Annotated in this window: 6 protein-coding genes and 2 pseudogenes; 2 read left to right on the forward strand and 6 right to left on the reverse strand. The window is 36.4% G+C overall.

Annotated features, from left to right (window positions below; genetic code table 11):
• Positions 1-211: transposase domain-containing protein (locus tag BSAG_RS24210; RefSeq protein WP_008997451.1), on the forward strand; the 211-nt coding region annotated here is incomplete at its 5' end.
• A gap of 219 nt (positions 212-430) precedes the next feature.
• Positions 431-2,522: pseudogene (locus tag BSAG_RS0223125) on the forward strand (BT4734/BF3469 family protein).
• 100 nt (positions 2,523-2,622) lie between these two features.
• On the opposite strand, the gene BSAG_RS13420 reads toward BSAG_RS0223125, so the two are convergent.
• From BSAG_RS13420 to BSAG_RS25620, 6 genes and pseudogenes are all read right to left on the reverse strand, one after another.
• Entirely contained in the window at positions 2,623-3,057 is a 435-nt protein-coding gene (locus BSAG_RS13420) for a DUF6078 family protein (RefSeq protein WP_004316548.1), read from the reverse strand.
• Positions 3,058-3,383: 326 nt separating this feature from the next.
• The gene (locus BSAG_RS13415) at positions 3,384-3,782 is read right to left on the reverse strand and encodes a helix-turn-helix domain-containing protein (RefSeq protein WP_004301999.1); all 399 of its coding nucleotides are present in this window, start codon (positions 3,780-3,782) and stop codon (positions 3,384-3,386) included.
• A 35-nt stretch (positions 3,783-3,817) separates the two neighbouring features.
• Entirely contained in the window at positions 3,818-4,225 is a 408-nt protein-coding gene (locus BSAG_RS13410; protein WP_004316547.1) for a helix-turn-helix domain-containing protein, read from the reverse strand.
• A gap of 263 nt (positions 4,226-4,488) precedes the next feature.
• The gene (gene mcrC / locus BSAG_RS13405; protein WP_004316546.1) at positions 4,489-5,544 is read right to left on the reverse strand and encodes a 5-methylcytosine-specific restriction endonuclease system specificity protein McrC; all 1,056 of its coding nucleotides are present in this window, start codon (positions 5,542-5,544) and stop codon (positions 4,489-4,491) included.
• Positions 5,544-6,287: an AAA family ATPase gene (locus BSAG_RS25615; protein WP_232287659.1), complete on the reverse strand. Its 744-nt coding sequence runs from the start codon at positions 6,285-6,287 to the stop codon at positions 5,544-5,546. Before BSAG_RS25615 ends, mcrC begins: the two co-directional genes overlap by 1 nt.
• Positions 6,262-6,603, reverse strand: a pseudogene (locus tag BSAG_RS25620) (restriction endonuclease); the annotation flags it as partial. The gene BSAG_RS25615 and the pseudogene BSAG_RS25620, both read right to left, overlap by 26 nt.

The following is a 6,603-nucleotide window of genomic DNA, read 5'->3' on the forward strand; positions in this document are numbered from 1 at the left end:
GAAGCCCATTTGTATGGGAAGAAAGAATTATCTGTTTTGCGGATCGGAACTAGGGGCAAAGAATGCTTCTATGTTATACTCAATTATTGAAACATGTAAGATGAATGGATTAAGGCCGGTGAAATATATAGCGGAAATTTTAACTAAATTAACGGCAGGAGAAACAAATTACATGTCACTATTACCTATCAACAATAATAAAGAATACTAATTATTGGATAAAGAGATGCTATATACTCCACTACAGAGTATAGAAAAAGGGACAGCCATACAATGAGTGCTTACGTTTCTTTCGGTTAAAGAGATGCTTGATATATCAATAATTTTCTGTATTAAAAACTTGTTTTCTTTGCCGGTTTCGGATATTATGACTAATTTAGCAGTCTCAACGATCACAAAGATGCTGACAAAACAAATTATTATCAAATTAATGAAAATTACTCAATTTCGTAAGAATGAAGATACGATAGCGCTCAGCGTAATGGATCTTGATATACTGGTAAATAAGATAAAGACAGAAATAAAATCCCGTCCTGTTTCTACATTCAGAGAGCATCTGCGATATACCCTTTCCGATGAACGGTGTATGTTTGCCAATAAACTTCCCCAAATAATTCCTGCTGCCGAATTTCGAAAAGTAAACGGTCAGAAACAAATGAAAAACTATAACGGTATTGTAGAACTGACCATCGGTCCTTTATCCAATAAGTCGGAAATCGCTTTAGTGAAACAAAAAGCCTGTGAGCAACCACAAACCCGTTGTGTTTTCATGGGTTCAAGTGGAAAAACGGTGAAGATATGGACTACCTTCACTCGACCGGACAACTCCCTTCCCAAAACACGGGAAGAAGCGGAACTATTCCACGCCCACGCCTATCGACTGGCTGTGAAATGTTATCAGCCCCAAATCCCGTTCGATATACTTCCCAAAGAACCGACTTTGGAACAATATTCGCGATTATCCCACGATCCGGACATCATATATCGTCCGAATTCAGTCCAATTTTATCTCTCTCAACCATCATCAATGCCCGAAGAAACCACTTTCCGTGAAGCGGTTCAGGCGGAGAAATCTCCATTGACCCGTGCCGTACCGGGATATGATGCGGAAAATGCCTTCCTGATGCTTTTCGAAGCCGCTTTTCGGAAAGCTTATGCCGATCTTCGGGAAGCGGGGCTCGAATTGAGCGAAGACACATGGCATCCTTTAGTTGTTCAACTGGCTAAAAACTGTTTTGCTTCGGGACTTCCGCAAGAAGAAGTCGTGAGACGTACTGTTTTCCACTTCTATATGTATAGACAGGAAGAGCTTATCCGGCAAATGATTGGCAATATATATACCGAGTGCAAAGGCTTTCGGTAAGAATATCAGCCTAAGCAAAGAACAGCAACTCGCCTTGCAGACTGAAGAATTTATGAAACGCCGCTATGAATTCCGTCATAATACCCAAATTGGTGAGGTAGAATATCGTGAAAGGCTTTCTTTCCGTTTCCGCTTCAATCCTCTCGACAAACGTGCGCTGAATAGCATTGCTTTGGATGCACAAATGGAAGGTATCCCGTTGTGGGATAGGGATATTAGTCGTTATATTTACTCCAACCGCGTCCCTGTATTCAACCCGTTGGAAGATTTCCTCTACCGGCTTCCCGCATGGGACGGTAAAGACCGTATTCGTGCATTGGCAGCCACCGTCCCTTGTAAGAATCCGTATTGGATGGATTTGTTCCACCGTTGGTTCCTCAATATGGTTTCTCATTGGAAAGGAAGCAATAAAAAGTATGCAAACAGTGTTTCGCCCTTACTTGTCGGACCGCAAGGGACACGTAAATCCACCTTTTGCCGGAGCATAATGCCCCCTTCCGAGCGTTCCTACTATACTGACAGCATTGATTTCTCCCGAAAGAAAGATGCCGAACTTTACCTCAATCGTTTTGCGCTTATCAATATCGATGAATTTGACCAGGTGAGTTCGACACAACAAGGCTTTCTGAAACATATTCTGCAAAAGCCTGTACTGAATGTGAAGAAACCTCATGGCAGTGCCGTGCTTGAAATGCGTCGGTACGCCTCATTCATAGCTACAAGTAACCAGAAAGACTTGTTGACCGACCCTTCCGGCAGTCGTCGTTTTATTTGCATCGAAGTGACCGGAGTGATTGACACCAACCGTCCGATAGACTATGAGCAGCTTTACGCACAAGCTATGTACGAATTGGAACATGGCGAACGTTACTGGTTCGACCAGGAGGAAGAAAAGATCATGGTGGAAAACAACCGTGAATTTGAACAAGTCCCGCCGGAAGAGCAACTTTTCTTCCGTTATTTCCGTGCCGCACAGCCTGAAGAAGGGGAGTGGTTGTCTCCAGCGGAGATTATGGAAGATATTCAAAAAGGCAGTTCAATCCCGATGTCTGTCAAGAGGGTTAATTCCTTCGGAAGAATACTGAAAAAGCAAGAAATACCTTCCAAACATACGCGTAGCGGTACACTCTATCATGTTGTAAGACTAATAACCAGGTGACGGCAAAAATGCCATCACCCTGCCGTCACCTCTTGCTGTCACAGTCTTATCGGTTCATTACTAAACAATTAACCCCTAAATTGTGACAGATGACAGCAACTCACCAAATATATTCTTCTGTGTAGCGTTGGTAAGTTGGCTCTTCTTTTATCCCTTTATTGCGGAATAGTTGTCTGATGTAGGCTTGGTCTTTAGGCATAAGCCCCCGTTCTCCACGATAGAATCGATAATATCCCGTTTTTCCATAGTGTCCTACCAATTGTATTCTGATACTGACTGCATCCTCATAGGGGATTCTGTTAAGCAACTGTTTAAGTCCCCATGCCACATGGACTTTTACTGTAGTTTTGAAACATTCGCATTGGTTTCCATCCGCAGGATAACGTGCCGGATTAACGATGGAGATATAAAGGTAATCTGTTGTATCAAGTTGTGTAGCTATGTGGCGCAGGCATTTGGAGGCTTGTGGACATTGAGCGTTGAAACAACGGGCAAAATTGTAAGGGACAGACAGACTGTCGGGTTCTTCTTTCATTTTGTAGGGTTTATTTTATTTGTGAAATACTGTTGTAAATATTGCAAACAGAATTCTTCACAAAAGTAGGACTTTATTTTGGGAATGGGAAGCGTTGGGATTGTTTTATTTGTATGTAATGGGGATTTCTTATCAACATTTGGTAATTAGGGATACTCAATACATATCCCTAATTATTTGCAGCAAGGTTTCTCTTTCTTGTTTAAGGTTCTTTATCTCTATTTTTAGCCAATCAATTTCTTTGTTCTTTGAGGAAATCAATTCATCTACAACTCCCTTAGGGAAATAATTGTTATAAACGAAGTTGAGTATTTTATAAAGGTCATCTATTTCTCTTTTTTTAAGCTCTCAAATTGTTCTTTCTGTTTCTCTAACAGTTTCTCAAAGAGTTCAATCGTTTGTTCTATGGGAAAATTATTGAATGTTTGGTTATTACCAATTGCATTTTTTACACCGCAATTCTCGTAAAAATTATTTGTGTTATATAAAACCGTTTCTTCGTTATACTCTTTCAATCCGTCGGTAGTAACTCCTAATGCAGAGGCTATTTTTTCTAATCGTTCATCATCAATTTTCTCGGTTTGTTCCATTTTTGAAACAGCTTGCTTGGTTATTCCTAATAATTGGCCTAGCTCCGTTTGAGTCATACCGCGAAGTCTGCGTACACGTTCTATCTTTTTCCCAAGGTGAAGGTGATTTGATTTTATATTTTCTATTGTTTCCATTCTTCTATATATTAGATTGCTGAATCTAGCAGTGATTATTTCATATGTTTTTTCAGGATCTCAATTTTATCTTGCTCACTTTTCAACAAACGCTCATATAACTCAACTATTTTTTCAAGTGGATTTATTTGTTGAACGATGGCGTATGTAGTAGCACCTTCAGAGATATTTGCATCCTTATAATTATGATGATTAATATTGAAAATCGTCTTTTCAACATCAAAGTCTTTAATGACTTCTTCGGATATTCCCAACACTTCAGCAATTCTTTTTAGAAAGCCTTCTTCTATTTCCTCTTGTTTCTCAATCTTTGAAATGACCTGCTGATTTACACCAAGATCGGCGGCCAGTGCTTCCTGTTTCATGCCTAAATATACACGAATCCTTTGTAAATTGCGTCCGACATGTCTCCGGTTTTCCTTCTCTTTTATTTCAACATCCATATTATTGTTCTTTAAATGAATACGTCTAGGCAAAGATAACAAGAAACAGTTTAATTCAAATGAAAGTGTGCTTTATTTTTTAGTGTATGTTTTTGTTTCTGTAGTTTTGGTTATTTACTTAATGGAATTTGTTGCTGATTTCTATTAGTAGTATGTTTAAGGTTATGTAATTTGGGGAGGAACGAAATAAATATTTGTTTATAATCTTATAAATATGGGATTCATCGGATGATGCTTAAAATACACAATGAGTCTATATGTGTTTAATGTATCTTTATATAGCTTATTATTTCATCTAATTGGGAAGCAATATTTTTGAAATCTGTATATAAGTCGAGAGTTTTGACATAGATTCTATTTCCACATATACTGGTTTCTAAATCAGGAGTAATTTCTTCATTAGTTTTTGCATATAAAAGCATACCTGCAACATTGCTTGAATTTTGTATATCATAGTTTTTCACATAGGTGAAAATTTGGTATAAGTTGTTAGAATGAAGGGTTTGTTTGTTATATTGTTTTTGCATTGTTTGCGAATAATATTTGGTGTCAATAATAAGCGTTCTTCCATTGTATTCTAACATGATATCTGATTGCATACATGGAAGTAATTCTAGTGCTTTGTTATCGGATTGATAGTCAATATTCCATTTTATTCGGGAAGTACTGGTCTTTAATTCAGGATGTTCTGTTTTGTAATATTCTAATACAAATTTCTCATAAAGCCGATGCATATATTCATCAGAGAAAGTTGCCATGTGGTATTTACCATCTTCAGTTGTCTGTAGTAAACCTTCCAAAATAAAATAACAAATATTCATCAGCATTTTATAGGTCTGATTATTACGTTGAAAATAGAGTGTATTCCACTTTACGATGGATGGTTCAATGGTATTAATGTTGACGAAGAATGGTAGGACTTTCTTTAATTTGTTTTTTCGTTCTTTGGCTACTATCTTTCCTTGGAGAAGAATACTGATTGTAGTTTTTAATATTTGATTAAATATATTATTTTCTGATAGTTCATCAAATTCGCATGATAGGATCTGCTGACATTGTATTCTATGTTTAATAGTTTTTGTTATGTCAATTTTCCCTCTCATTGTAGGTAGTGATTCTGTTCTTGGTACATATTCACGATATAATCCTTGTTTTAATTGATACGAAATACCTCGCGATAGAATTTCTGCAAACAAGTCTTCTATATGCTCGAATTTTTCAGAAGCTATACTTGCATAGTTGTTACGCTTAAGTACCTGAAAGGCATAAGCTAGCATGTAATAAATATTTTTGATTAATATATTTTTGTCATTTGTCATTAGAATAAGCTCTTTAGTTCATTTTCCCAAAAATCAACTTTTTGTTTATCATCAAACCAATATTCATGTAACATAGGAATAATGTCATAGAATATAATTTCTTTTACTTTATCACAAGATTTTAATCCACATAAATAACTGTGTCCTATTTGGAATCCGTCACCGAGTGATTCATCTCTAGATATTTCATCATTTAATCTCTTGATCGTTTCAATTAATTTGTCGAAAGTGGTATTATGTAATTCATTTTGGTACTTTTGGAAGCCGATTGAATCAAATCCTGGTTTCATGTTGTAGAAACAAAATCTTCTTCTCAATGCATAATCAATCATAGCCAAGCTGCGATCTGCGGTGTTCATCATACCTATGATGTGGAGATTGTTTGGCACAGAGAAAAGTTCTCCATTGTGTGCTAATGCTATTTTAACATTACGGTAATCTTTTTCAATTAGCATTAATAATTCTCCGAATATTTTACTCATATTACCACGATTGATTTCATCAATTATGAAAAAATAATCGTGTTCTGGATCATTTCCGGCAGTAATACAAGATTTGTAAAATATTCCCTTTTTTAGTTCGAATTTTTCTTCTTGAGGTTTATAACCCATAACAAAATCTTCGTATGAATAATTTTGATGGAATTGGACTATTGAGATTCTTGAATCATCTTTTTCTCCCATTATTGTATAAGCCAGTCGTTTGGCAGAGTATGTTTTACCTACTCCCGGGGCTCCCTGCAATATGATTATTTTTTTTGTATTTGAGTATACTTTTTAGAGTTTTGAGTTCTTGTTCATCAAGAAATACGTCATTTAGAAAATCTTCATCTGTGTATCGGCCGATATTTTCATTTGTTCGTTTAATAGGATTTGTGTCTCGAATTATATCCATAATGAAATCATATTCATTTTGGGTAAGTTTGAATAAACTGCCATTAGGATTAGCAAAGAACTCCATATTATTGAGTTCCTCGCAGTTTTTTAAAATCGAATAATCAATAGGATAAGTAAGCGATTCTGTTTTTTGGAAATAGATATGTTTTCCATCATTCTTTTT

The organism is Bacteroides sp. D1 (assembly GCF_000157095.2).
Lineage (GTDB): Bacteria > Bacteroidota > Bacteroidia > Bacteroidales > Bacteroidaceae > Bacteroides > Bacteroides xylanisolvens.

Coding starts and splice junctions, on each gene's coding strand:
- BSAG_RS13420 (WP_004316548.1), bottom strand. CDS start 3,057: ATGAAAGAAGAACCCGACAGTCTGTCTGTCCCTTACAATTTTGCCCGT.
- BSAG_RS13410 (WP_004316547.1), bottom strand. CDS start 4,225: ATGGATGTTGAAATAAAAGAGAAGGAAAACCGGAGACATGTCGGACGC.
- BSAG_RS13415 (WP_004301999.1), bottom strand. CDS start 3,782: ATGGAAACAATAGAAAATATAAAATCAAATCACCTTCACCTTGGGAAA.
- mcrC (WP_004316546.1), bottom strand. CDS start 5,544: ATGACAAATGACAAAAATATATTAATCAAAAATATTTATTACATGCTA.